The sequence below is a fragment of the Mesobacillus maritimus genome (genome assembly GCF_023715205.1).
Classification (GTDB): domain Bacteria; phylum Bacillota; class Bacilli; order Bacillales; family Cytobacillaceae; genus Mesobacillus_B; species Mesobacillus_B maritimus_C.
In genome coordinates this window covers 136,718-161,672 of sequence record NZ_JAMBNR010000014.1, presented here as the reverse complement: position 1 = coordinate 161,672, position 24,955 = coordinate 136,718, and the positions used below count along the sequence as shown (strand labels likewise).

Here is a 24,955-nt window from a genome sequence, read left to right as displayed (position 1 = left end):
AAGCTCCCATCAGTCCGCTCGACTTGCATGTATTAGGCACGCCGCCAGCGTTCGTCCTGAGCCAGGATCAAACTCTCCAAATAAGAGTATGAGTTAAGCTCATAATAAAAACGTTGGCTCATGTTTTTCTATATTAATAGAAGGAACATGATAAATATTGTTTGTTGACGCTTGTTTGTTTAGTTTTCAAAGAACAATCACTCACTGCCGTATCAACGACAGGAATATTATCTTAACATAACGATTCTTTAAAATCAATACCAAATTTTACGAATCATTCATGTAAAACGCCGTTGTTTTAACAGCAGGATATTAATATATAACATCTAAATCATTTCGTCAATTACTTTTTTAAAATAATAATTGTGAAGTGATTTAAAATGATGTGCTACCGAAGCAGCTAAATTAGAATACCATCATCCTCCTATCAAATCAACGGTAATATTTTACATTATTGAGCTTAAACAAATAGATACATCGTTTAAAAAATAATGACTTCAGTCCGAAACGAGAAGCTATGAAAGTTAACCTTAAAGCAAATAGAAATTTGGGAATCTAGGAAAGCTAAGTTTTACCCTAAATTTTCTGATACGAAAAATACAAAAAAAACCTTCACAAAATTGAAGGCTTCTCTTTCCCTCTATAAAATAGAAGGTTCTGTTTTCGTAATCATAAATACCTTTAGTCATTTCTTTTTAATAGGATAATATATATCAGGTTTCTGGTTTATAAAATAATGAAGGTTCTCTCACATTATTATAGGAATATGGATACCTACTTAGGCTGACGAATTTTAAAAGTCCCAATCCCCATCCCGATGATGTCTCCATTTTGGTTAAACAGCCGCGCTTCCATACAAGCAATGCTTCTACCCTTTTGAACGGGTACAGCCGTTGCAAAGATGGTTTCATCTGCTTTCACGGCTTTTAAAAATTGTGACGTTAAAGAAACGGTTGCATACGAGGCTTCGCCAATGTTCAGTTTGAGATTGATCCCCATGACAGCATCCAAAAGGCTCGTTACAACACCACCATGCAAGATATCGTTGCCATTTAACAAATCCTCATGTATGTTCAATTTGATTCTTGCGGAATTTTCTTCAACTGAATCCACTTTAATCCCAATCAATTTCCAATAAGGGATTGCCTCATAACTTTCGATTAAACTCAATCTGCCACTTCCTTTTTCTAAAGCTTTTTTTCTATGCCATCTTCTAATAGAGAGGCAATTCTCTTTTTCCTAAGCAAATCTACATCCTCTACGCCCAATTCTCTGGGACATTTCCTACCTTCCTTCTAAAATAAAGCATTGGTTCCTGCTCATTTTTATTCAAATCGATGACTTCACCAATCAAAATATAATGATCCCCTGCATCAACCATTTGAACCTTTTTGCATTCGAATGAGGCAAAGACGTTGTTGATCACTGGTAGGTTGTTTTCCGAAAGAACCCAAGGATGCTTCGCGAAACGATCGGGTTCTGACTTACTAGCAAATGTCCAGCAAACTTCCTGTTGGTTTCCAGCTAAAATATTCACCGCAAAGTTGTCAGCCTTTTTAAATACGCCGCAGCTTCCTGCGTTTTTATCGATGCACCATAGTACCATGAGCGGGTCAATGGAAACAGAAGCAAAGGAATTGACCGTTAATCCGACTGGCTTATTGTTTTCATCCAAGGTTGTAATGACGGTAACGCCGGTTGGATAGCTTCCCATAATTTCTTTAAAAAGTTGTTGTGGATCGCTTTTTACTTTCATTGTTACATTCCTCCTTTAAATGGTTTACCATAGAACATTCTTTTAGATGGCAACTTGGTCATAATACTCCACTAACTTTTTTCGTAATCCGCCATTCCCGAACCGAACCCGATTCTGGCCATTATTTGCATTAAAATTAAATAGAATGAAATTTAGGATCGCTCTTCGTCGCTTTATAATGTCGATTAGCCCTTTGTTGTAGAACCACTTATCAATCTCGTTGTAAACGCCACGATTGATCCCAAATTCCTCTTCGCACATTTTTTGGAAAGAAAAATCTGTCAAATGAAGGCAATTTTGATTATTTTCCATCTGCTACCCTCTTTAATCATAGATTTTTTAAACCTGGTCGATTCATACCCTTGTACATACCTCATCATAGTCTCTTGCTAACAAAAGCAGCTGTTCGAGTATTTCAGGATTCTTGATTTCGTTCTTTTCATTAAAATCACTTGATGTCACAAAAACATCATTCGGAAGCACCTTCATGTTTAAATACGATAAGATTGGTTTTAAATGCTTCTCAATCGCTTGTTGATGCTCCGGATTCCCACCGTTCGCCACAAGTGCGATTGGTTTGCCTCCAAGAACATGGCCAGGAATTAAATCAAACAGATTTTTTAGCGCACCTGGAATGGAGCCATGAAGGATGGTCGTTCCTAGAACATACCCATCCGCACTTGCAACCTTGCTGATGATTCTCTGGGTATCTTCGTTATATTTTTCAATTGGCCGACCATCACAGAAATCTAAACTATAATCTTTCAAATCCACCCACTCGATTTCCACTTCTGGGTTCTGTTTCTTGATTTGTTTTAGCAGGTACTCCGTTACAATACTGGTCTTTGAACCTACTAAAGTTCCGCTCATTCCTAAGATTTTCAAACTTCCCCCTCCATTCCATTTCCTGTTGAGATTCGACTAGACTTCTTGACTGTTAAACCACTCAATCGCTCCTTTAAGTCCGAGCTCTTTGATTTTCTTGTGAACCAGTTTAATTCCGTCAGCGGTATGAATGATCGCGTCTTGTTCCGGACCGAACATAACGCCCGTTCTAAATCCTTGCAATTCCATCATGCGGTTATGTGCTTTTTTCTTCAGCTTTAAAATATCTAATGGCGTTTTTGCAATTCCACGAGCGATTTTGAGTGTTTCTTCCTCGAGTTCTTCCTTTTTAAAGCACTTCGCAGCAAAGCCATAATCTGTCGCTTCTTTCCCAGAAATTCGACTTCCCGCCGTTAAATCAAGCATTTTCGCACGCTGTGGTCCAACATGCCATCCCCAGTAGATACCGACAAACCCTCCACCTAAAGGTAAGGAAGGAAAACCGAAAGTCGCTTCTTCATCGGTAATCACAATGTCACAGCACGCAAGAAGTTGCGTTCCTCCTGCTAATGCATAGCCTTCTACTTGGGCAATAATTGGTTTCGGATACTCCCAAACTCGTAACCACCTTCTCGTAAAGGCTTCTAGATTGTCTCTGTCGTCTGTAACGGACGGTTCTTTATATTTGCCAACATCATAGCCAACACTGAACGCGCGCCCATTTCCTTTTAAAATCACTACACTGATGCTGTCATCTTTTTCAATATCCTCTAACGCCGCATCCAAATCACGGAATAAATCGGCATTCAAAGCATTCAACTTTTCTGGCCGATTTAAAATCACGTAAGCAATTCTTCCAACTTTCTCAGTCAAAACAGTTTGTTCAGACATAAAACACCCAACCTTTTTTATAGTATTTTTTACGATTTTATAAGAATGATAGGTCCCCTTTTAATAGACTTCTGGCAATTGTACGTCGGTGAATTTCCGAAGTACCATCTGGGATTCTCATCAATCGTGCTCTGCGATAGCCTTCTTCTAACTGAAGTTCATTGGATAGCCCCATTCCTCCATGAATCTGAATGGCCTTGTCGTAAACGCGTCCCATCATTTCGGTACAATGTGCTTTCACCATCGAAATTTCTTTCGTAGGTGTTTTCTTACTATTTTCGATTTTCCATGCGCAGTGTAACGCCATATTTCTTGCCGCATAGATGTCCATCGCCATTTCCGCTAACATGTTTTGAATCGTTTGATGCTCTTCTAGCGCTTTGCCAAATGTTCGACGGATTTTGGCATATTCAACCGACTTACTTAACGCCCATTGTGAGGAGCCGATACAAATTCCGCTCATGCCTAAACGCCCGTTATTGATTCCATTCATTGCTTTTCCGAAACCTTGATCCAACTCGCCAATAATGTTTTCTTCCGGAACGCGAAGATTATCAATACTAATAATCGTCGCATCCCCGCCGAGTGAGCCCATGACCGGAATTACGGAATCCACATGGAATCCTGGCGAATTGGTTTCAACGAAGAAACAAGTGATACCCCCTTTTCTTTGTGATTGCAATTCAGGGTTGGTGACCGCAAACAGCATGCAATAGTCTGCATAATGAGCATGAGAAATCCATTGTTTCGTTCCATTGATCACATATTCATTGCCTTCTTTTACCGCTTTCGTTTTGATTCCCCACACATCCGACCCAGCATCAGGTTCGGTTAATCCGAAACATAATTGTTTTTCACCAGAGCCAATGCCCTCGAGATATTTATCTTGAAGTTCTTGTCTCAATCCTTTCAAGACTGGTGTTAAGCCATTTGTAAATGGAGATGGAATGACCACATGCTCGATAAGTTTCGAATTTGGAAAGTGTTTCCCGATCGCTTCATTCACTAATAAGGACGTCATCGGTCCGAAGCCTGCACCCCCTAATTCAGGATCACCAAACATCGTATAGTAGCCTGCTTTGGATGACTCTTTGCGAACTCTTCGGCGCAATTCTTCCACTTTCGGTGAACGGCGACCGTCTTCTAAATAATAATTTCGCTCGTTGAAAAGCAAGTCACGGTTCTCTTCCTCTAAAGGAATCACGACTTTATTAATAAATTGGATAATGCCTTTTATAATTTCTGCTGTTTCTTCTGGAATATTGAAGTTCATCTCTTTCTCTCCTTTTTTGGGCCTGTTAAAATTTGTGGTTGATTTCCGCTCCAGGCACTTCGCTTTCCGCGGGCAGTCCGGAAGCCTCCTCGTCGCTTTGCTCCCGCTGGGTCTTCCTTGGCCTTGCACTCCCGCAGGAGTCTACGTGCCTTCCACTTCAATCAACATGTAAAAATCATCTTTGCTCTTTAACACAATTTTTTTGTCTAATAGCAACCTACGAATGTATCACTTGTTTCTCGAGTTTCATTAACCCATCTGCCACTTTGATGCCTTGACCTTCAGGGAAGACCATGACAGGGTTAAGATCGACCTCTAGCAGCTTCTCTTCGTGTGTGACAATAAACTGACTAAACTGGGCGATTAAGCGACTAAGTTCGGCAACATCATACGGTGGTTTTCCACGATAAGCTTGTAAAATCGGACTTGCTTGTAATTCATGAATCATTTTTTCAGCTTCACGGATGCTTACAGGTGCTTTTCTCATCGACACATCTTTTAACAATTCGATGTAGATCCCCCCCATCCCAACTAAAACAATCTGACCAAAGATCGGATCCTTTTTGGAGCCTACGACCATTTCGATCGAATCCTGATTCAACATCTCTTGGACCAAGACTCCTTCAAACTCAGCACCTTCTGTTTCTTCAATGATGGTTTTCAATCTTTCGAATGCGGATCTGACTTCCTCGTTATTTTTTAACCGAAGAACGACCAAGCCTTTATCTGTTTTATGAAGGATTTGTGGCGACATCCCTTTTAAAACGATCGGGTAGCCAATTTCATTCGCATATTGAATCGCCTCATCAGCGGTTCTCGCTAATTTCTCTTCAGTAATCGGCACGCCAAATTGCTTCAGAATTTTTTTACTTCCATACTCTGTTAAAAGAGTCGAAGCACCAAAAACATCTTTTTGTTCTGCTAGAACTGTTTCCTCAGCATCAACCTCTTTTCTATTTGCAAAAAACTGCAGTGCCTTAGACACCGTAACCGCCCTTGATGGATCTTCAATGACACAAAGTTCTGCATCACTAAACATCTTTCTCGACTCATTACTATTGATGGTCACCACAATCTGTGGAATATCCTTAAAGCGATCCTTCATTGCCTTTAAAGTGGTAATCCGGTCCTCCAATGAATCTAGTTTCAAGCCTGCAAATCCTAAAAACACAACGGCCGAATCATATTCCCCGCTTGAAAGCACGGAATCCATAAAGTCTTCAAGTAAGGTCGGCATATATGAAATTTGTGCGGTCGTATCGATTGGATTTTGAACGCCGGCAATCGGAAGAATCTCTCTTAATTTTTCTTTTACTAGTTTCGGAGTTTCTGGTAGAGTTAAACCGTTTGCGGACAATTGATCAGCTAACAAAATGCCGACTCCACCTGATACCGTAAACACCGCTACCCTATTTCCTTTAGGAAAAGGCAATGTAGAGGCTGCATAGGTCACATCTAAAAATTCTTCAATTGTTTCCGCGCGGTATACTCCATATTGCTTGAAGACGGTATCAAAAACTTCATCCGCTCCTACTAGAGAACCTGTATGAGAGAGCGCCGCCTTCATTCCGACACTTGTTCTTCCTACCTTAAGCGCGATGACGGGTTTCCCATTCTTTCTTGCTAACTTCAATGCGTGAATGAGTTTGTCTCCATCTTTCGTTCCTTCGATATAACAAGCAATCACATCTGTATCTGGATCATTTGCGAGAAACTCAATGCAATCGGCAACATCGACATCACATTCATTTCCAGTCGCCACAAAATAACTAAAACCAATTCTGTGTTGTCTTGCTAAGGTAAAAACATGCGAACCAAAGGCTCCGCTTTGACTGACAAAGCCAATATTGCTTTTTAACGGTTTTTCATCTTCAATGATTGTCGAGAAGGTCCCGTATACTCCTTTGCTGACATTAAACATCCCTAGGCAATTCGGTCCTAAAACTCTTACATTGTTCTGTTTCGCTAACCGAGAGATCTCATTCTGAAGTTGTTCCCCTTCTTCATCGACTTCGGCAAAGCCAGCGCTAAAAATGATGACCGAGCGGACTTTTTGCTCAACACATTTTTTCATGGTTTCGAGAACAACGGATTTAGGGACCGCAATAATCGCTAAATCAATTTGCGCCTTCACCGCCTTGATATCTGGATAACACGTTAACCCATTCATTTCTTCGTATTTGGGATTAATCGGATAAATCACTCCCTCATAGCCATACTTTTGGAGATAGCTAAGGGGTCTACCGCCAATTTTTTGGTTATCTGGTGAAGCACCGATAATCGCAATGCTCTTTGGATCAAATAGTGCGTTTAGATGAGCCTGCTCCAACCAATCTCACTCCTAACTTAATTTCTTCTATACTTTCTTTATTGCAACTTCCGTGCCAACTTCTTCCGTCATTCATTTATTTTTGTTTCCTTATAAAAAAATTAGCTTTCTTACGAAAAGCTGAATTGGTCTGAATGTGTTGAAAAACAGCACTTCTATCGCCTTTCATCGCTCAATACACACTGCGGAATTTTTTAATAGAAAAACGAGAGAGCATTCAAAACGGTCTAAAACATCCATCTATTTTCTTGTTTATCCAAATCAACGTTTCACGAAAGAATTTCATGTTTTAAGAATGAAACACGATTCCACGAATAACTGCACTACTGGATTAGAGCATAAAAAAACAAGCTACCAACACTGGCGCTTGTTTCATTCCACACGACAACCTTCAATTTTATCCTTATTTCGCTCCAACTTGATCGTTCAACTTTCTCCATAGTGTACTTCGACTGATTCCTAAGATTTTCGCGGCTTCTTTCTTGTTTCCATTTGTTTTTTCCAACACTTCTTTGATTTTGCTTACCTCAATATCTTTGATGACTTCCTGGTATGAAGCGTTTTCAAAATTCACTTGATTTAAGAGCAAGTTGTTTTCTTCAATCGCTTCTTGTAGATACGTTAACAGTTCACTTCTTGAACAGTGATGCGGGGTTTCCATATAAGCAAACAATCGTTCCATTGTATTTTCAAATTCACGAATATTCCCATGCCATTCATGGGCCTCTAAGAACGGCAGCATTTCCGGTAATGCATCTTCGATAACAGATGAAAACGCAGGATATTTTTTTCTCGTAAAGGATTTTACAAGAAGACCAAGATCGCCTTTCCGATTACTTAATTTAGGAAGAAACAGATTTAAAACGGCAATCCGATAATAAAGGTCCATTCTAAATTTGCCTTCCTTCACATCCTCAATCAAATTAACATTGGTGGCAGAGATAACGCGAACATTAATGGGGATGGCCGTGGGACTTCCTAAACGTCTGACAACATTTTCCTGTAAAACTCTGAGAAGCTTTGCCTGCATACTTAACGGAATTTCGCCAATTTCATCTAAAAACACCGTTCCATTATGCGCCAATTCAAATAACCCGGGATTTCCTCCTTTTTTCGCTCCAGTGAACGCCCCATCGTTATATCCAAAGAATTCACTTTCTAATAAGTTTTCAGGAATGGCCGCACAGTTTACAGCGATAAACGGCTGGTTATAGCGTGAGCTTTCATTATGTATACTTTGCGCAAAGAGCTCCTTCCCTGTCCCGGATTCACCAAGAATCAGAACATTGGAATCAGAACGTGCAAATTTCCTCGCCTTCTGAATCGCTCGAAGCGTTTGGTTACTTTGACCAATAATATCATCAAAAGAATAGGTGGCTTTATCGGCTTTAATGTTCATTTTCCGTCTAATTTTATTTTCCTGTCGCTGTAAAGTCTCGGCATCTGATAAGAACGCTACAATTCCATTAAACGTACCGTTTACATTAATGGGCGTCGTATTCAATAGCAACGTACGTTTTTTATATTGAACAACCAAATCTTTAACGACCTTACTGGTTGATAACACATCTAAAATTTCACTTTGAGGCAAGATATCACTAATCAACTGTGCCGTGAGGTCTGCTTGATCTTCAAGCCCAAGCAGTTCAACTGCATGGTGATTAATACTGAGCAATCTGCCTGTTACATTGAGATTAATGACTCCTTCATTGAAATTTTCCAAAATATAGCTTTGCCTCTTTTGATAACTTTGCTCTGCAAGTTTAGCTGTTAACACATTAAAGGCAATATCCACCGCTAACCCGACACTTTCTTTTCCGTACCAAAGGATGCCTTCCATCCCTAAATCTCTGGCTAATTTTACAATCAGTCCAGATCCGATCACGACCTTCTGGCCATCCTCCTTCAATTTCTTGACAAGATTGCTCGCATCTTCAATGGTCACATAGGTATACTGATTCAGTTTTATTTTAAAAATCGAATCGAGATCTTCTCTCATATTCGGGATATTTTCAGGTAAAGGCTGGATATACTCTTTCTGATAGTTCACCACATTGACTTCATTGCAAATTTTCCGAGCCTTCACTAATGCCTTATAAAAATCATTCGTCTGAACTCGTAGGGGAATCAGGTTTCCACGCACTCCAATTTCTTTAAAATCTTCAAATAACATCGCCCCACAAATCAACACATCATCATCCGTAATATAAGTTGGATTGTTTAAGATATAGATCGATTCAAGTGTTTGGACAACCAAATCCTTGATCGTTCCTTTGCGTTTATCGATTTCACGCTTTACATAATCATCTAAGGGAGCTGATCCTGTAACAAGTAATTTAAGCACAATGAATCCTCCTTTATTCCCGATCCTTAGAATCATTCACTCTTCTGATTATATCGAATAATAGTGGGAAAATATAGAATATTCACTAGAATAAAAAATCCCGCAAAAATGCGAGATTTTTAACTTAGTTGAAACAAACCCTTTAGGAAATCCAGGATTTTACATTCTCAACCATCATCATATGAATTTGTTCATCTGTTACTCCCTGCTCTTTTAGCGTTGGGAGGACTTTGTCCATCAAAAAAGTCATTGACCAATCAGGATAAGCGGCCCTTTTAGCTGCTTCAGGTTTATAAGCATCCGTTGTACAACAATAATCTTGAGATAAAAACATCTTATTCGCATATCCTTTTTTCACTAAAGAAATCACGGTCTCATTTCGTTGTTCCGTCGAAAGCGTATGCGTTAACCCATAGCGGTCCATCCCAATAAACGCCCCTGTTTCTAGGACTCTCTCAATATAGTCTAAGTCGTCACTATCTCCACAATGGCCTATTAAGACCTTATTTAAAGGGACCCCTTCTTCCTTAAAAATAGCTAGTTGCTGAAGACCTGTTCCTGAAGCTGGGTGGGAATGGGTCATGATTGGAACACCCGTCCTATGATGCGCTTGAGCCACAGCCCGAACCACTTTTTCCACATGTGGAGTCACACCTTGATAATCGGTTGCACATTTCAAGAAACCCGCACGAATCGTGGAATCTTGGACACCCACCTCGATATCGCGTATAAATTGGGTAGCCATAAATTCTATATCATTTGATGCAAAACGAGTCGGTAAATAATGAAACGTAAAAATTCCTGTCGCAGCAACAATGTTCATGCCCGTTACATTCGCCACACGCTGCATAAAACGGACATCTCGATCTAATCCCAAAACAGATGGATCAAAAATAGTTTTCACCCCTCGTTCTTTCGCACCCTGAACTTGTGCGACGGCCAATCTCACTTCTTCTTCACTATCATATAAATGAGGAAATTGTTTCACCACACGTTCATCTCGCGTTCGCAAATGCTCATGAATTAAGGTGACGCCCAATTCTTCAATCGCCAATTCTCCAGTTACGGTTTGAATGGTACTCATTGTCTTCCCCCTTTCTTTTCTATCATTTTACAAGTTGCGGAAGAGAGAAAGCGATCTCAAAAATGACACTTCCTTCTAAAATAGTAGTTGAACACCGCTCTCTCTCCTATGCCCTTGTAAGCGCTGTTAATTTGATTATTTCTTTGCGACCGAAAGGGATTGACCTTCAAAGTGTGGCATTACTTTCTCAGAAAATAATTTCATGGATTTCACCACTTTGTCGTGATACTGTCCGCCAATATTCATCCAAAGAATGATGTTGTTCAACCCTGTTTCCTCTTTATATCGTTCGATATCTTGGATCACCTTCTCTGGCGAACCAACCAATGTATTCTCTGATTTTAAGAAGCTATCATAATCGATGTCTCTTTCTCGACTAATGACTCCAAACGTAGGTCGATTATCTCGTTCACTCATATACCATTCTAAGCCTTGGCGATAATCTTCTTGCGCTTGTTCAGTTGTCTCCCCTACGAAACAGAATAAGAGTTTCCCTGAGCGAGCAACGGCTTCTTCGACATATTCTTCAGATAAACCGGACGCTAACGCTTGTTCACGGTACAAAGCAATTTTGTGTTTTGTATCGTCATTTTTAATCCCGCCTAAAACAAAGGAATGTCCTTGCTTCGCCGCATTGATCATCGACGCATCATTTCCAGAAACCATGACAAAAATCGGTGGCCGTGGACTTTGAACTGGTCGTGGATAAACCGGGATGTCTTTAATATCAAAGAACTTACCAGAATAATTGACTCTCCCATTTTGTAAAGCGGTAGTCAGTATATCAAGAGATTCTAGATATTTTTCATGGCGCTCGTCAAAATCGATATTATAGGCATCAAATTCTAACTTGTCGTACCCTTTTCCAACACCCAAATACAGTCGGCCATCACTGATAATATCAACCAGTGCCATATCCTCCGCCAATTGCAATGGATGGTGCAGCGGTAGCCTTGAAACAGCTGAACCTAGTTTGATGTTTTTGGTCGTGGCCGCAGCGGCTGATAAATAAACCGATGTAGAACTCACAACACCATAAGCACGTGCATTATGTTCGGCAATCCATGCAGAATGAAACCCCAATTCATCCGCCAATTTAATTTGATCCAACCCATTGCGAAGTTCTTCAGCATCCGTCTTCCATGGTGCAACTGAATTTAAAAAGAATAATCCAAACGTCATATCTTTCCCTAATACTGCCATTTCTACCAGCTCCCTTTTTCATTTAATTTCCTTTTCACTTATAAAATTGATGATATACTTTTTGAAATGCAAAATCCAAATATGCTAGCTTTGGAGTTTTACCCTTTTTCAAAAAATACAATATACCTTTCATAATGCAAGTAGCGTACCAAAATGAAAAAAATGAGGAAAATTCAGTCATTTATCTTTTTAAAAGTTCTTTCAAGCTTGAAGAAAACTACTTTCTTGTGATTCTCTACTGCTAAATAAAAGTTTTTTCTAATGCATTTAATATCACTTCAATCCAAGTGCCGGACGTATTCGGTCTCCAAACTAAGACACAGCGTTTCAAAATTGAGACACAGTCGTTTCACTACGATGAAGTTTCATATATTGAACCCTATTTCTCTTCCATCTTCCTGAGTGAGCAAGACTCAAATACTAATTCCGCTTAAACGGTGGAATTCCTTCCCGGCTAACACCCTTACAGCCCTATAAATAAAGGCCCTTCTTCAAATGATTGGACCATATCCAACTTCACAACAATGATTCTTCAAGACAAAATGTTCAGGTATGACTGAAAAGGCAACCCCCTAGGTTACTAGCCATTTTTATAAGACTTGGCACATTTCTTGCAAATTACCTTTATAGAAGAAAACCAAATTAGTAGGAGGAAGGATGATTGAACTTGTCATTACGATTACAAGATAAGGTTGCCATCATTACAGGTGCTGGCAGTGGGATTGGAAGAGGTACAGCCATTCTATTTGCGAGCCATGGCGCAAAGGTAGTGATCACCGATGTCAACGAAGACGGTCTTCATGAAACAACCCAGATCATCAAGGAAAACGATGGCCATGTCCTCGCGCTGAAACAGGATGTATCCAAAGAAGAAGGTTGGCAAAATGTGATCCAGAGAACGGAGGATGAATACGGTCGGCTAGATATTTTAATGAATAATGCAGGCATTGGAAAAAGAACTGGCTTAGCTGAAACCTCTCTCGAACAATTTGAAAACGTCCAAGCCGTGAACTCCGCTGGTGTGTTTTTAGGGATGAAATACGCGGCCGAGGTCATGAAAAAGGCTGGTGGCGGTTCGATTATCAACGTTTCCTCTATGTATGGCATCATTGGCAGCCCAGGTAGTACCGCCTATCATGCCTCGAAAGGAGCGGTTCGACTGATAACCAAATCAGCGGCGATTGAGTTGGCGAAAGACCGGATTCGCGTAAATTCGATTCACCCTGGGGTCATTGTCACCAAGTTGTCGATGACAGGTGCAATCAATGGAGTCCACCATCTGAAAGACAAAACCCCGTGGCCTGAATTAGGAGAACCAGAGGATATTGCTTATGGAGCTCTATATTTAGCTTCGGATGAATCCCGCTATGTGACGGGCTCAGAGTTAGTCATCGACGGTGGCTTTACCGCTCAGTAATTTGTCAGTTGTCGATCAAACTATCTTTAAAAGAACTTCATTAGGAGGAAAAAAAACGTGATGACAAAACGATTAGAGAACAAAGTGGCGATTATTACGGGCGCAGCGAATGGAATTGGGCAAGCAGAAGCGATTCTTTTTGCCGAAAACGGTGCCAAAGTGGTTGTGACCGATATTGATGAAGAAGGTCTTCTTGGTACACTTGATGAGATTAAAAAAATGGACGGGATCGCCATCGGCATCAAACACGATGTTTCGAAGGAAGAAGATTGGAAAAAAGTCATCTCAAGAACAGAAGCAGAATTCGGCCAATTAGATATACTCGTAAACAATGCGGGCATCTTGAGTCGAAAGGGATTAGCAGAAACCTCATTGGATGAATTTAATAAAATCCAAGCCATTAATACGGTAGGTACTTTTCTTGGAATGAAGTATGGAGTCGAACTGATTAAGAAAACATCAGGGAAAGGGTCGATTATCAACACGTCTTCAGGATCTGGATTGGTTGGAAGTCCTGGGAGCACGGCCTACCACGCATCAAAAGGTGCGGTTCGCATCATGAGCAAATCCGCAGCGATCGAACTCGCAAAAAGTTTCATCCGAGTAAATTCGATTCACCCCGGTGTCATTGAAACGGCGATGTCAGGTGCCAAAGATGGAGAGCATTTTTTAAAAGAGAAAATCCCTTGGCCAGAATTAGGAAAACCGATTGATATTGCCTATGGGGCCCTTTACTTAGCCTCAGATGAGTCAAGGTATGTAACCGGTTCAGAGTTAATCATTGATGGCGGCTCGACAGCACAATAAAGTGAAACTAACATTCAGTGGGGGGGTTTCTATATCCCCCACTTAACCTTTTTAGGTCTTCCTCAAGTCTTTATGTAGGGGGCTTACTGCCAGTTAATGCGGGATAATAAAAAGAATAGCATTTAGGATAACGGTTTCCGTTTCCTGTCACAAAATTAGATAATTTAATAGAAAATGTAGCCTAATGCATACTTCCTTTTGTAACTGTTTTTTGCGAATAAAAAATAAAACGGCTCGGTTCACTTGCTGTTCCGTTTATCATATCCATTTTTGGGAGCTTGATGAACGCACCCGCTAGTTCAAGAAAAAATTGGGACTTTATTACTGAGGTTCTCTTTTATCCGCCGTGTAGTCCAATACGAAATAAAGGATGTACAATGAAATAAAGTAAACCCCCGCCGAATAGATTGTTTTCCATTCGCCATAATGTAAAACTCTAATATAAACTGCATACAGTTCGAGTAATACAAGAATGAAGGTCCATCCCAAGATATATATAAATTTCTTAAGGGCATTAGAATTCAGAGGAAAATAATTAAAAATAATAAGCAGAACAGCAACCTCACCAAGGGCTACAGATAGGTACAACCATTCTATTTGTTCTTTATCGAAATACCAGTAAAGTTTGTACTTTAAATCAAGATACAAATCAGTTACAAAATTCATCAACAATGCAAACTGTATTGTAGCTAGTAACTCGTGCTTAGTTTTTTTTCTGGGCATTTTAAGGGCAACTAAAAGAACTAATATAACTGTCACTATAAATAGCTTCACCAAGAGGAACACCTCGTTTTTTAAAAACAACAATACCAACCATATTGTCAGTATTTATTCGATGAATTATTCTTTAACTAACCTGCCCCGTAAGCGTGAGTACATTTCTTCACAATCTTTCATTCACCTTAACAGATATATCCAAGTATAATGTGCTTAATAACAATTTGTATGACTTTTGTAAATAAAATTGTGGGTGAATTTGTAAGGGTACAACAGCCAGTGTACCCCTACAATTTGTGGTGCATTTTACTAACAAATTTTTATGTATTTTAACACAAATGGCTTTTAAGCAATAAAAAAATGAGTGTCAATTTCATATGCAAATTGGCACTCATTTTAACTTTGATGGAAAACGAACCCGTTACATGTAGGAGTCTCCTTCCTATATACCTCTTTCATCTTTATATGGGGTGGTGTTCTTTCATTCACCAATCCCTCTCTCCTTCGCCATAAAAAACGTTTTTGCCTCAGCTATTGTACCGATTGTGGAATATACAACGCAATTTCCGGGAAGATGTACAGCAAGATGACAAGCGAGAGGATCGGAATCATAAAGATTAAGCTACCTTTAAAAATTTGGGTCAGTTCTAATTCTTTGACCACTCCGTTCAAGACGAAGCAATTCATGCCCACAGGCGGAGTAATTAAGCCCATTTCAACAACTAAGACAATAATGACCCCAAACCAGATTAAATCAAATCCAACCGCTTCTAATAATGGCATAATAATCGGAATCGTCACAACCACCATTGAGAGAGTATCCATGACCGCACCTAAAATGATATACATCAGGACAATGATGAGAAAAAGCATGGTCGGAGATAGATTGGTTGAAAACAAAAAGTCAGATATTAAGTGTGGAACACGGGTAATCGTTAATACATAGTTCAACACAAATGCACCAATAACAATGGCGAAAATAAATCCGGTTGTTTTAATTGTTTCAAAAATCGCTTCGTTGATTTTTGCGAGGGTTAACTTTCGGCGCACTAACCCAATTAAAAAGGCACCCAACGCACCTGCACCAGCTGCTTCCGTAGCAGTAAAAATCCCCAGGTACATTCCGCCAATTACAATCATAAAAAGAAGAAAAATCCAAATCGTTGACTTCAGTGAAGTAAAACGTTCCTTCCAAGTTACTTTTTCTTCCGTTGATTTTGCGATTAAATCCGGTTTGATGATGGAACTAACATAAATCGTGATCATGAAAAAGAGAGTTAAGAGAATGCCCGGGAGAATCCCCGCCATAAGCAATTTACCAATCGATTGCTCTGTCATCATCCCATAAATAATAAACATGGTACTTGGTGGAATCAGAATGCCAAGTGTCCCACCAGCCGCAATCGATCCACCTGTTAAGCTTTTGCTGTATCCTGCAGCTAACATTTCTTTCGATGCCATAACCCCAATGGTTCCGGTTGTCGCTAAACTTGAACCAGATGCAGCAGCAAACATCGCGGACGACCCGATCGTTGCCATTCCCAGTCCACCTCTAAAACCACTTAACCAGTTTCGAAAGGTCGTATACAACTCATTGCTAATCCCAGAAGAGTAAATAAGCTGTCCCATTAAAACAAACAATGGAATGGTCGTTAAGGTATATGAATAGCTATGGGTCCAAACAATGGTATCTAACGCTGAAAATAACGTCTCCCATCCTCTTAAATAGAGGATACCAATACTAGCAGGGATGGCCATCGCAATGGCAATCGGAATTCGGAAGAACATTAACAGAAATACAAAGAGGATGACCAGTAGACCAACGGTAGAAATCGACAAGTTTACTCACTCCCCACTGTCAAATGATTAGGATTTTCGTTCTTCACTTGAACGGATGCCCCTTCCTTGCCCTTCACTTTCGCTAGTTCAACAATAAACAGTCGAAAGGCCTCCAGTCCCCATGCGAAGAAACCGATAATTAACAAAAATCGAAAAGGATAAAAAACAATTCCAAGCAAACTAGATGTGGATAAGTAATTCATTTTCGAGACAAACACCCAACACACAAGGAAACAGAACAGAAGCGTAAGGATTTTCGCTACTAAACGTAAAACCAATTGAAACTTGGCTGGTAATTTATCATAAATTAAGGTAATCGCAACATGCGAATCAGTTTTTTCTGTATATGCTAAAGAAAAGACAATCATCAACACCATCGTAAATTGGACAAGTTCAACATCTCCAATAATTGGACTCCCTAACGTTCTGGCAGCCGCAAAGATAAAAACCATTGCGACCATTAAATAGGCAATCCCATACGCAGCCCATTTATTAATCGCTGTAATTCCATCGACCGTTTTCATTAAAAGTTTCATTTCAACACCTTCCTTTCGATAGAGTGAAACTTCATTTAGTGGAGTTTTCTTAATCAGTCACTCATAGCCTGATGGATCTTTCACCAACGGGCTTTTACTGGCAGTTGATATGGGATAAAGAATCCTTCTTTGAATGAATGGGAAAAGAGTCGACTAGGGATCGTGATCCCTAGTCAGCTATTTTGCTCAAGATGTGACGATCTACCATTCGATTAGAACGGAATCTTCACTCCTTCTTCCGCTAAAGATTGTTTAAAGAACTCCATCATTTCATCCCCAGGGTAGCCCTTTTTATTGGCTTCTTTCACCCAGTCATCCCACATTTTCTCTGCAGGTTCTTTGAATTTTGTTAGTTCTGCTTCACTAGGGATGATGACTTTTCCGCCTTTGTCTTTCACTCGATTCTCAAACTCTTTAATCGAGTTTTCCATTTCCGTCATGTACAGCTCTGCCATCAATTCTTGATGTTTAGGACCTAATTTTTCCTTAAATAATGTTTGGATCTCCTCAGGCAGTTGATTGAATACGTTTCCATTTATGAATAACGCGTTGGAGGAAACCCCTAAATCAAGCTTGGTCATGTTTGGAGCTACTTCATTTAAACTAAACCCGATGGCGCCTGTTGTATTGTAAATAACGTCATCCACGATGCCTCGTTCAACAGATTCGTATAATTCCGAATTTGTATTGGTAACAGGGATGGCTCCCCACTTACTAATCAATTCGTTTCGAGAATATAAACTATTGCTGACTTTTCGCTTTTTGATATCATCAATGGTTTCAACTGGGTCTGTGGTATAAAGCTGTGCTGTATCGGTTGAGGAAGCACTTAGCCATACAACATCTTGAAACTGGTCTTTCACGAATTTGTCATAAAACTTATTCATAACATTGACCGCAACCTCTGGATTAGGAATCGCAAACGGCAAGTCTCCAATAGACAATGGGAATAAGATTTCATTTTGATCCGCACTTGCATACAAAAGACCAACATCAAAAACTCCACCACTGATGTCATCATAGCCCGTTTCCGTGGTACCTAGCGAAGAACTAGGGAACACATGAACCTTGACTTTCCCATCTGTTTCTTCTTCGACAAATTCAGCCCAAGGTTCTGCCACATTTTTTGTATATGGATGTGTTGGTGGAGCCAAATTGTTATAATTTAATTCGAATACTTTCCCATCTGAAGATGAAGATTCTGATTGTCCACATGCTGCTAACAAAAGCAAAGCCATCATGGTGACCAACATTCCTATTTTACGCATAAAAAATCCCCCCATCGCTTTTTCATTTTGATTTATGAAAATTCCTAGCTAGTAATCTTTTCATTATTTCCCGCGCTTCGCTAACACCGACTCTAAGACCGGTATCCCTGCGTAAAAAGTATCTACCCCTTGTGCACTTGTTAGTTTCAACACTTCCATAATTTCTTCAAAAGTTGCTCCGTGTTTTAAGGCACCTCGGATATGAACGCGAATCCCGACATCAAACAAATGCGTGGTAGCGCTATCAATTGCGATGTAAATAAATTCTTTTAATTTCGGACTTAAAATGTCCGTTTCCCAAGGGTTTGTGAGAAATTCATAATAGCTTTCAAAGAAATGTTCATCGTTGAGGAGAAGCGTGTTCCGAAAATCATGCCAATAACCCATTTTCTCAACAAACTTTTGCTTTAACTCTTCTTGGTGACGATTTAATGGCACCCCTTCATATTGACCAGTTTCTTCTACGAGAATCGGAACCCCAACTGCACAGGTATGCATCCCTAAGACACTCACCAGTTTAAAAACTTCTAGAATTTCTTTTTCTGTAGCACCTTGATTAAGAGCATTTTCGATATGAGTTTCTAATGTATCTTTGCTTAAATTTGTGGGTGCCGAACTTAAGGCAATATTGATTAATTCTCTCGATTTTGCATCCAGAATGTTATTTTTATAAGGAGTCGAAACGAGTTTTTTGTATATCTCGAAAAACTCTTCGTCTGCATCTAGCAGGTAATTTAACGTTGAATTCCAGTAGCCGACTTCTTCCTTAAAAGAAGCCTCTTGAGTCTTTTTAGAATCGTCAATTCCGATTCCCTTTGCATTGTATAGCTGGTCTTTTTCTAGTCTACTCATTCGTATTTTTCCTCCTTTATTTTCTACTAGTTAAAAACTATATTCTGCATTCACTTTTGTGAAATGGAATAGTAAGAGCTTGTTAGAAAGTTTCAACATAGGTTGATATGTTTAAATATTCAGTATTTTAATGACGAACCATCTTCTTAGATGCCTTTTCTTTTCCGATATTAGAAGAAATAAATTCCGATTCTATTTCATATACAACTTTTATAATGCAATGATTGTGCCAAAAGTTTAAAATACGAAACAAAAATAATGGACTTGGCAATGAAACCCATTATTTTCACCATTCTGTTACGTTTCAAATTTTTTTATTGAATGTTCAACGAATGACATTGGGTAAATTTCCACTCCAAATGTATCAATATTGAAACATTTGGTTTCGGGTTTGAGGCACTCAGCTACTAGGTTACTTAACCTTTTCAGATTTTAAAATCATCGTTTGACACCAAATATATTAAAAATCCTCATTAAAACCGCAAAGCTTTTAAATTTCTTTCTTCATAAAACAACAAAAAAACAGCTTATGAGCTGTGTTTTTTGTTGCCCAGCGACGTCCTACTCTCCAGAGGGGGATCCCCAACTACCATCGGCGCTGAGAAGCTTAACTTCCGTGTTCGGCATGTGACCTTCTCGCCATATAAAAATGGATTTACTAAGTTTAATTCCTATAATGTCCTTTATCTTAGGAGAATCAATTAGACACTCGAGAATTATATAAACAATTAAAAATATCACTATTTTCATGATACAATAAGGAAGATATCTGCATGCACAACAGCATACATTTAGGGTTGGGCACAGCAACCTTCTGTCCTGTAAAATGTATGGAGTCGTCCGAAAGACGTAAAACGTAGATGTCCTGCCTAAAAAGAAAAAGAGCATTGAACCCCCCACAGGTTAAATGCTCATCAATGGCTACCGAATTTATTGATTAATCCCTACTTTTGAAAAAACTTTTCCCCATCCTTTCACTACACTAGGTTCAATATCTACCATTTTTAGACACTCCCATAATAAAACATTGATAGTATCATACATTGGGATTTTGTATTTTTCCTCATAGTATTTTACCTTCCCTACCGCAGGAAAGTTCGTACAAACAACACTTAAAGCATCTGCAGGCATAACGGTTACCGATTTAATTTGCTCTTCGATTCTTTCTTGTGATACTTGACTGAATGAACGATTATGGGTTTGGGCCAATCCTGAAACATTGACCGTATCCACATTACAATGCTTTTTATATTGTTCTACTATCAACTTATTAATCTCTGGAATATACGGTGTAACTAAGTGAACGGATTTTATGTTATGCTCTTTAAACGCTTTCACCTGCGATAACATGCTGGTTGTCGCTGGAATTCCCGTTCTTTTTGTAATGGCGTCACAAAGTTGTCGGTCCACATCAAACCCTAACCATCCTCCGGAAGTTCCATTCCATGCGATCACATCGACTTCAGCATGGGCTAATAATTCTGCGGCTTGAAGCATTGGCTCAAAATCAAATTGGCTTAGTGCATCTTGTTCGAGTGAGATTTTCGTCACTTCAAACCGTGCATAGTGGCATGTTACCTCAGGTACATCATGTAACATTCTCGAGCAGATTGGCTCTAGTACCGTATTTGAAGATGGAGTTAACATCCCGATTTTCTTTGGTTCATTCATCATTCATCCCCCTAAACTGTTATTTTTTCACTACCAATTTTCTTATTGTATCGAATTAAACTGGAAACAATCGCCAAAAGTATCCCTGCAGCAACAAACACCATTAGTGCTAAGAAATAGGAACCAGTTACAGATACGATAATCCCAATATAAATGGGGGTTAACACACCCGCAAGATTTCCTGCTAGGTTCATACATCCTCCGATTGTCCCAACATGTTCCCGCTGTGAAATCGCCGCTGGCACAGCCCAGTATAACCCTCCCCAACGAAGGAAGAATAACGCAATTGAAAGCATCGTGATTGCCATTGTGACGGAGGTCGTCTTGGTTAAAAAGAAAATGGATAACGCCGTCATGATTCCTGCAATGGATAGCATGGTCCGCATAACCGTGTTGATGCTTCCACCTTTGTCTCGCCATTTATCCGTAATCAATCCACCAATGATCTCCCCAATAAATCCACAGCCGAAAATAATGAGAACCGATCCACCTATCGCAGCGATATCCAAATCTTGGGTAACAGCTAGATAAGAAGGTCCCCATGTCATTAACCCATAAAAAACCGTGTTAAAGGAAAACCAGCCCAGACACATGCACCAAAAATTTCGTGCTTTTAAATAATCCTTTGCACCGATTTTAATACCCGTTGAATTCCTTTTATGTTCCTCGTATTCTTCTTCGAGCGCTTTCCTTATATATTCTCTCTCCGCTTCATTGACCTTTGGATTCCCTTCAGGTCCACCCTTAATGACTCGCCAAACCAACCAAGCTATGATAATTGTTAGAATCCCTGCTCCAATCAACGCACCCCGCCATCCACCAAACCATGCCATGAAGGCAATGATGATTGGACCGCCAACAGCTGTTCCTAATGGGGCACCGCTATCGATGATGGTAGCGCCACGTCCTCTTTCCTTAGAAGAAAGCCAAATCGATTGTAGCTTTGAACTTCCAGGCATGACTGGTGCTTCCGTGATTCCGAGTAATACACGGAGAAACATCAGAGATTTCGCACCCATAATGAAACCTGTCAGTGTCTGAACAATCCCCCATGAAATAGCCGCACCATAGACGACTTTATCTGGACGATATCTGTCTGCTAACCAGCCTGACGGAACTTGCATGAGCGCATAACCCCAGAAAAACGAGCTAAGAATTAACCCGACAATCGCTGGGTCTAACGATAAATCTTTTTGAATCTCTGGCATGGCAATCGATAGAACGGCACGGTCCACATAGTTAATTGTTACGAGGAGAAGGAGCATAATAAAGACTCGCCAACGTACATTTGTTGGTTTTGGATTCAAATCGAGATTCGACTTTGGAACATTAAGGCTTGTGTTACCCTTTGGCATAATATCCCCCCTAAAAAAAAATGGTTTGGTGTATTCGCAACAAAAACGTTTCCAAGAAACCCTTTTCATCACCTCCTTAAAAGTGCCGAACAGGAATACACCCGAGAGTCTATGCCGCTTTATAGGTTAACTGGTAACTGTTTTTTCAATATTGGCAACCTTCTTTCTAAACAAATACTGTCCACGTCCCTTTTGACCTACAACGATTCCATCTCTGACAATTTCCTCCCCGCGTGAAAGAACACGAGTAATCGCACCTTGAACAACCGTTCCTTCATACAGGTTATAATCAAGATTTTGATATTGTTTTACCTTTGTAATTTCTCTTCTGATTTTAGGATTAAATAAGACGAGGTCCGCATCAAACCCAACGGAAATCGAGCCCTTTTTTGGATACAGCCCAAATAATTTTGCAGGACCGGTCGACATGACTTCAACGAATTTCTGAAGAGAAATTCTGCCTTCCTGAACTCCGTAGTGATACAGAATCGAGAACATATCTTCAATCCCTGGACAGCCATTCGGAATCTTGGCAAAATTGTCTCTGCCTAACGTTTTTTGCCCTTCAAATCGGAATGGACAATGATCAGAACCGATGGTAGAAACAAGACCAGATGAAATCCCCCTCCATAGATGATCTTGATTCCATTTTTCTCGAAGTGGCGGGGAACAAACATATTTCCCTCCTTCAAAATCAGGCAAAGCTAAATAGCTTTCATCCAGGACCAAATAATGTGGACAGGTCTCTGCAAAGGCCTGAACTCCCCGCTTTTTCGCCCGCTCTACCTTTTCTAATGCATCCGCACAGCTTACATGGACAATGTATACATGTGCATTTGCGGCTTCTGCAATTGCAAGCGCTCTGCCTGTTGCTTCTGATTCTGTGATGGTTGGCCGTGTATAAGCATGAAAGATGGGATCTGTATTTCCTTTCGCGAGCGATTCTTCTACCAATTCATCGATAAGATCGCCATTTTCAGCGTGAATACTAGTGATGATCCCGACCTCTCCGGCTTTTTTCATGATTTTATACATTTCACGGTCATTGACCATTAATTCTCCCTTGTAGGCCATAAATAGTTTAATCGAAGTGACCCCTTCCCGTTCTGCTAAAATTGGAAGCTCTTCAAGAACATGGTCAGTATACTCACTAATTATGGAGTGAAAACCGTAATCTATGAGTGAAGATTCTCCTTTCTTCTTCCATTCTTGTAAGTTGTCGAGCAAGGTTTGCCCTTTTTTAGGGTTGGTAAAGTTAATAATACTAGTGATTCCGCCAGCAGCCGCAGCTTGTGTACCTGTTACGAAATCGTCCGCTGTTCCGGTACTTTGGAAAGGCCATGCAAGATGAGTATGTACATCAATTCCACCTGGTAAAATATATTGGCCGCTCGCATCAATGACATGATCATCCTTTTCAGGGATAAAATGATTCGAGATCGCTGTAATGGCCCCTTGCTCAATCTTCAAATCGGCTTTATAGATATCAGTAGCAGTCACAATGGTTCCATTTTGGATGATTGTTTTCATTCGAATTCCCTTCCTCCTTTTAATAGGTGTCGGCTGTCGACAGGTTAAGAATGGCATATTATTTTTTATTAGATTGAGAGCTTAAAGAACTTCCCATGATAAAAAAATATCACTTCCTTGCAAAAATCTCCCGCAAATGATGTAAGTCTGTTTCCAGATGTTTTTTCATCATGAGTGAAGCTTTATCTTCATCTCGTCGTAGCATTTGTTCGATGACTTCTTTATGTTCGTTATAGACTGTCCATTCCCGGTTCTCCCCTTGGAAATTGAGAGTCCGATAGTAAAGACTTAAGGAGTTTAAGTCTCGTAACTGCTTCATTAACCTTCTATTTTGAGTGTATTGAATAATTAACTCGTGAAAATAACCATTCTTATCGATTAATTCTTTTCTGCCTTCCTCGCCTTCTAGAAATGGCGTAGGATTGACAACGGACTTTTCGATTTCTTCAAGTTCCTTTTCCGATGCTAACCTTGTTGTTAATCTTGCAGCAAGTGATTCTAAAGCAATCCGGCATTCGTAAATATCCTCAAAGTCTTTCATCGTTGGTTTATAGACGGTGATTTTCGACTTCCCATCGATGACCAACAGCCCCTCTTTTTCCAAAGCACGCACTGCTTCTCTGACTGGACTGCGGCTGATATTTAATTCTCTCGCGATTCTTGCCTCATAAACACTATCACCAGGTTGTAACACTCCCTGAACAATCTTCTCCCGTAGTGAATAATAGACCTGATCATAATATCGAACGGGTTTGTCAATCGGAGTCGTATTCATAGTCTCCTCCCACTGTGTCGGCTGTCGACACCTTGTATTCTTCTGTTTAAATCATATTAGTATTTCACTATAATCTGTTACATAACAGTTTTTGCCTAAACAAATCATACCATCCCATCTGGATCCGTTCAACACATTTTGTGAATTTTCAGATAATTAATTTGACTCTTTAAGGATAATTGAACATGATGGTTGATATATGCACAGGCATTGAAAGATTGTATACGTTAAAAGGCCCACAGCGAGGATTATCTAGTTGGACTTGAAGGGTTACGCTACCCTAAGCGCTACAGTGTCAGAGTGCTTGAGTTGAAGGAATTATTCAAAAGTCTTGTTTGTAAAACAGTCATTGATACATCCACCATATCAGCCAATTATTTTAGCCAAAGGGGGTTTTAACGATTTGAATAAGGCTTTAGTTGAATATATATCCTCATATCCGCGCTCATGCTAATTGGATATATTACTTTATATGTTATAAGA

General features: G+C 39.8%; 21 protein-coding genes and 1 rRNA gene. 2 read left to right on the top strand and 20 right to left on the bottom strand.

The annotated features are described in order from the left end of the window. The 11 genes from M3182_RS19305 to M3182_RS19255 all read right to left on the bottom strand — a co-directional run. Positions 1-83, bottom strand: a 16S ribosomal RNA gene (locus tag M3182_RS19305); the annotation flags it as partial. 691 nt (positions 84-774) lie between these two features. Continuing rightward, positions 775-1,170, bottom strand: coding sequence for a PaaI family thioesterase (locus tag M3182_RS19300; protein ID WP_251559675.1), 396 nt, complete (start codon positions 1,168-1,170; stop codon positions 775-777). 88 nt (positions 1,171-1,258) lie between these two features. Beyond that, on the bottom strand, positions 1,259-1,756 hold the full coding sequence (locus M3182_RS19295) for a flavin reductase family protein (protein ID WP_251436703.1): 498 nt from the start codon (positions 1,754-1,756) through the stop codon (positions 1,259-1,261). Positions 1,757-1,798: 42 nt separating this feature from the next. Further along, positions 1,799-2,068: a hypothetical protein gene (locus M3182_RS19290; protein ID WP_251436700.1), complete on the bottom strand. Its 270-nt coding sequence runs from the start codon at positions 2,066-2,068 to the stop codon at positions 1,799-1,801. Positions 2,069-2,110: 42 nt separating this feature from the next. After that, positions 2,111-2,641, bottom strand: a complete 531-nt coding sequence (locus tag M3182_RS19285) for an NADPH-dependent FMN reductase (RefSeq protein ID WP_251436697.1) — start codon at positions 2,639-2,641, stop codon at positions 2,111-2,113. Positions 2,642-2,677: 36 nt separating this feature from the next. Beyond that, entirely contained in the window at positions 2,678-3,472 is a 795-nt protein-coding gene (locus M3182_RS19280) for an enoyl-CoA hydratase-related protein (protein WP_251436694.1), read from the bottom strand. A 37-nt stretch (positions 3,473-3,509) separates the two neighbouring features. Next, the gene (locus M3182_RS19275; RefSeq protein WP_251559673.1) at positions 3,510-4,745 is read right to left on the bottom strand and encodes an acyl-CoA dehydrogenase family protein; all 1,236 of its coding nucleotides are present in this window, start codon (positions 4,743-4,745) and stop codon (positions 3,510-3,512) included. 217 nt (positions 4,746-4,962) lie between these two features. Next, entirely contained in the window at positions 4,963-7,074 is a 2,112-nt protein-coding gene (locus tag M3182_RS19270; RefSeq protein WP_251559670.1) for an acetate--CoA ligase family protein, read from the bottom strand. A 403-nt stretch (positions 7,075-7,477) separates the two neighbouring features. Next, positions 7,478-9,418: a sigma 54-interacting transcriptional regulator gene (locus tag M3182_RS19265; RefSeq protein WP_251559668.1), complete on the bottom strand. Its 1,941-nt coding sequence runs from the start codon at positions 9,416-9,418 to the stop codon at positions 7,478-7,480. A gap of 142 nt (positions 9,419-9,560) precedes the next feature. Then, entirely contained in the window at positions 9,561-10,502 is a 942-nt protein-coding gene (locus tag M3182_RS19260; protein ID WP_251559666.1) for a phosphotriesterase family protein, read from the bottom strand. Between the two features lie 135 nt (positions 10,503-10,637). Continuing rightward, the gene (locus tag M3182_RS19255; RefSeq protein WP_251559664.1) at positions 10,638-11,705 is read right to left on the bottom strand and encodes an LLM class flavin-dependent oxidoreductase; all 1,068 of its coding nucleotides are present in this window, start codon (positions 11,703-11,705) and stop codon (positions 10,638-10,640) included. Positions 11,706-12,366: 661 nt separating this feature from the next. Between M3182_RS19255 and M3182_RS19250 the strand changes: the two genes are divergently transcribed. Together M3182_RS19250 and M3182_RS19245 are read left to right on the top strand one after the other, a co-directional pair. After that, positions 12,367-13,122 carry an SDR family NAD(P)-dependent oxidoreductase gene (locus M3182_RS19250; protein ID WP_251559663.1) on the top strand — a complete coding sequence of 252 codons (756 nt, stop codon included), beginning with the start codon at positions 12,367-12,369 and terminating at the stop codon, positions 13,120-13,122. Between the two features lie 60 nt (positions 13,123-13,182). Next, positions 13,183-13,929: an SDR family NAD(P)-dependent oxidoreductase gene (locus M3182_RS19245; RefSeq protein ID WP_251436716.1), complete on the top strand. Its 747-nt coding sequence runs from the start codon at positions 13,183-13,185 to the stop codon at positions 13,927-13,929. Positions 13,930-14,250: 321 nt separating this feature from the next. Here the strand turns inward: M3182_RS19245 and M3182_RS19240 are convergent, their stop codons facing one another. The 9 genes from M3182_RS19240 to M3182_RS19200 form a co-directional block, all read right to left on the bottom strand. After that, a complete protein-coding gene (locus tag M3182_RS19240; protein ID WP_251436671.1) occupies positions 14,251-14,703 on the bottom strand; it encodes a CBO0543 family protein in 453 nt (150 codons plus the stop codon). A gap of 474 nt (positions 14,704-15,177) precedes the next feature. Then, positions 15,178-16,485 (bottom strand): TRAP transporter large permease, encoded by a 1,308-nt coding sequence (locus M3182_RS19235; protein ID WP_251436669.1) that lies wholly within the window; start codon positions 16,483-16,485, stop codon positions 15,178-15,180. 2 nt (positions 16,486-16,487) lie between these two features. After that, positions 16,488-17,021 (bottom strand): TRAP transporter small permease subunit, encoded by a 534-nt coding sequence (locus M3182_RS19230; RefSeq protein ID WP_251436666.1) that lies wholly within the window; start codon positions 17,019-17,021, stop codon positions 16,488-16,490. A 212-nt stretch (positions 17,022-17,233) separates the two neighbouring features. Further along, a complete protein-coding gene (gene dctP / locus M3182_RS19225; protein ID WP_251436663.1) occupies positions 17,234-18,289 on the bottom strand; it encodes a TRAP transporter substrate-binding protein DctP in 1,056 nt (351 codons plus the stop codon). A gap of 63 nt (positions 18,290-18,352) precedes the next feature. Further along, positions 18,353-19,141 carry a carboxymuconolactone decarboxylase family protein gene (locus M3182_RS19220; protein ID WP_251436660.1) on the bottom strand — a complete coding sequence of 263 codons (789 nt, stop codon included), beginning with the start codon at positions 19,139-19,141 and terminating at the stop codon, positions 18,353-18,355. Positions 19,142-20,071: 930 nt separating this feature from the next. Next, positions 20,072-20,815, bottom strand: coding sequence for a maleate cis-trans isomerase family protein (locus M3182_RS19215; protein WP_251559660.1), 744 nt, complete (start codon positions 20,813-20,815; stop codon positions 20,072-20,074). An 8-nt stretch (positions 20,816-20,823) separates the two neighbouring features. Further along, positions 20,824-22,167, bottom strand: a complete 1,344-nt coding sequence (locus tag M3182_RS19210) for an MFS transporter (RefSeq protein WP_251436654.1) — start codon at positions 22,165-22,167, stop codon at positions 20,824-20,826. 126 nt (positions 22,168-22,293) lie between these two features. Then, entirely contained in the window at positions 22,294-23,697 is a 1,404-nt protein-coding gene (hydA, locus tag M3182_RS19205) for a dihydropyrimidinase (protein WP_251436652.1), read from the bottom strand. A gap of 109 nt (positions 23,698-23,806) precedes the next feature. After that, a complete protein-coding gene (locus M3182_RS19200; protein ID WP_251559658.1) occupies positions 23,807-24,472 on the bottom strand; it encodes a GntR family transcriptional regulator in 666 nt (221 codons plus the stop codon). Between the last annotated feature and the right edge of the window lie 483 nt (positions 24,473-24,955).

Coding starts and splice junctions, on each gene's coding strand:
- M3182_RS19275 (WP_251559673.1), bottom strand. CDS start 4,745: ATGAACTTCAATATTCCAGAAGAAACAGCAGAAATTATAAAAGGCATT.
- dctP (WP_251436663.1), bottom strand. CDS start 18,289: ATGCGTAAAATAGGAATGTTGGTCACCATGATGGCTTTGCTTTTGTTA.
- M3182_RS19245 (WP_251436716.1), top strand. CDS start 13,183: ATGACAAAACGATTAGAGAACAAAGTGGCGATTATTACGGGCGCAGCG.
- M3182_RS19295 (WP_251436703.1), bottom strand. CDS start 1,756: ATGAAAGTAAAAAGCGATCCACAACAACTTTTTAAAGAAATTATGGGA.
- M3182_RS19200 (WP_251559658.1), bottom strand. CDS start 24,472: ATGAATACGACTCCGATTGACAAACCCGTTCGATATTATGATCAGGTC.
- hydA (WP_251436652.1), bottom strand. CDS start 23,697: ATGAAAACAATCATCCAAAATGGAACCATTGTGACTGCTACTGATATC.
- M3182_RS19230 (WP_251436666.1), bottom strand. CDS start 17,021: ATGAAACTTTTAATGAAAACGGTCGATGGAATTACAGCGATTAATAAA.
- M3182_RS19280 (WP_251436694.1), bottom strand. CDS start 3,472: ATGTCTGAACAAACTGTTTTGACTGAGAAAGTTGGAAGAATTGCTTAC.
- M3182_RS19215 (WP_251559660.1), bottom strand. CDS start 20,815: ATGATGAATGAACCAAAGAAAATCGGGATGTTAACTCCATCTTCAAAT.
- M3182_RS19220 (WP_251436660.1), bottom strand. CDS start 19,141: ATGAGTAGACTAGAAAAAGACCAGCTATACAATGCAAAGGGAATCGGA.
- M3182_RS19260 (WP_251559666.1), bottom strand. CDS start 10,502: ATGAGTACCATTCAAACCGTAACTGGAGAATTGGCGATTGAAGAATTG.
- M3182_RS19210 (WP_251436654.1), bottom strand. CDS start 22,167: ATGCCAAAGGGTAACACAAGCCTTAATGTTCCAAAGTCGAATCTCGAT.
- M3182_RS19290 (WP_251436700.1), bottom strand. CDS start 2,068: ATGGAAAATAATCAAAATTGCCTTCATTTGACAGATTTTTCTTTCCAA.
- M3182_RS19255 (WP_251559664.1), bottom strand. CDS start 11,705: ATGGCAGTATTAGGGAAAGATATGACGTTTGGATTATTCTTTTTAAAT.